Origin of the sequence: Ruminococcus callidus ATCC 27760 (assembly GCF_000468015.1) — a bacterium.
Classification (GTDB): domain Bacteria; phylum Bacillota; class Clostridia; order Oscillospirales; family Ruminococcaceae; genus Ruminococcus_C; species Ruminococcus_C callidus.
Genome location: NZ_KI260397.1, coordinates 13,724 through 15,072, shown reverse-complemented (window position 1 = coordinate 15,072; position 1,349 = coordinate 13,724). Strand labels below are relative to the sequence as shown.

Sequence of the window (1,349 nt, the reverse complement as noted above, 5' to 3'; positions counted from 1 at the left end):
AAAGTCGCCAGACGCTCTTTGTGCGGTATTGCCCGTGGACTTTTGCCGCATCTCCGCAAAAAAGCCGCTGCCCCGCGAAGCTGACAGGACAGCGGCTTTGTTTTTTCGGGGCAACACGACGAAAAATCTGCACGCAGATTGCGTGCAAAGCCGTCAGGCGGGTTTTGTGCGGTGTTGCCTCGGGAATATGTGGATCATTCTACAGCTTCCAGCATGTCCAGAATCGCAGACTTCGGCTGTGCACCCACGGCATGCTTTACCAGCTTTCCGCCGGAGATCACCACCAGCGTGGGAATACTGGACACACCGAAAGACTGTGCCAGTTCCATTTGTTCGTCCACATTCACCTTGCAGACCTTGATGTCACTGCGTTCGCCGGCGATCTCGTCCACGATCGGCGAAACCATCTGGCACGGACCGCACCAGTCTGCATAGAAGTCGATCAGCACCGGCTTGTCCGCCTGCATCACTTCTGCCTGAAAATTTTCCTTTGTCAATCGAATCACTGCCATATGAATCGTCCTTTCTGTGTGAAGTGCGGGAGATTTTCCAATTATAATATTGGCATGCAGGCGGGCTTTATGCAGTGATTCCTTTATACTGCACGCTGTCCTTTTCCGTAATTTCCCGCAGCACACGGCAGGGGTTGCCCACCGCCAGCGAATGGGGCGGAATGTCTTTGGTCACCACGCTGCCTGCACCGATCACGCAGCCCTCACCAATGGTCACGCCGCCGCAGACGGTGACGTTGCTGCCGAACCAGCAGTTGCTGCCCACGGTAATGGGCTTGCCGTATTCCAGATCATAGTAGGAGCCGTCCGGACGCTGTTTCAGGTTGCGTTCTTCCGGTAGCAGGGCGTGCATAGGAGAAACGAACGAGCAGTTCGGGCCAATGAACACGTCATCGCCGAAAGTCACCGGACACACGTCCAGAACGACCAGGTTGAAGTTGGCGTAGCAGCGTTTGCCGAAGCGGGTATAGCAGCCGTAGTCAAATTGCAGCGGCCCTTGCAGAAATGTGTCCTCTCCGCAATCGGGCAGCAGCTGTGCCAGAATGGCTTTGCGTTTTTCGGCATCGGTTTCCAGTGTGTTGTTGTATTCCATGGAAAGCCGGTGAGCCAGCAGCCGGCGGGCATCCAGTTTGGGGTCGCTGGGGTCATAGAGTTTTCCGGCAAGCATTTTTTCTTCTTCTGTCATGATCAGATTCCTCCGTTCTGTGAGAGCGTATTGAGTTGCTAACTTTATCATAGCGGATTTTGCAGAAAAAATCAAGTACAAATTCTATAGGAACTTGCATTATTTCTATTCTGCGGCGTGCGGCGAGTCGCCGCTGACCTTACGCCCCAATT

Annotated in this window: 2 protein-coding genes; both read right to left on the bottom strand. The window is 54.0% G+C overall.

The features are described from left to right. Positions 1–194: 194 nt before the first annotated feature. A complete protein-coding gene (trxA, locus tag RUMCAL_RS07480) occupies positions 195–512 on the bottom strand; it encodes a thioredoxin (RefSeq protein ID WP_021682083.1) in 318 nt (105 codons plus the stop codon). A gap of 67 nt (positions 513–579) precedes the next feature. Further along, the gene (locus RUMCAL_RS07475; RefSeq protein ID WP_040647486.1) at positions 580–1,197 is read right to left on the bottom strand and encodes a sugar O-acetyltransferase; all 618 of its coding nucleotides are present in this window, start codon (positions 1,195–1,197) and stop codon (positions 580–582) included. Positions 1,198–1,349: the final 152 nt, after the last annotated feature.

Bases quoted from the DNA above. Each gene is read 5' to 3' on its own strand.
- trxA (WP_021682083.1), bottom strand. From the start codon at position 512: ATGGCAGTGATTCGATTGACAAAGGAAAATTTTCAGGCAGAAGTGATG.
- RUMCAL_RS07475 (WP_040647486.1), bottom strand. From the start codon at position 1,197: ATGACAGAAGAAGAAAAAATGCTTGCCGGAAAACTCTATGACCCCAGC.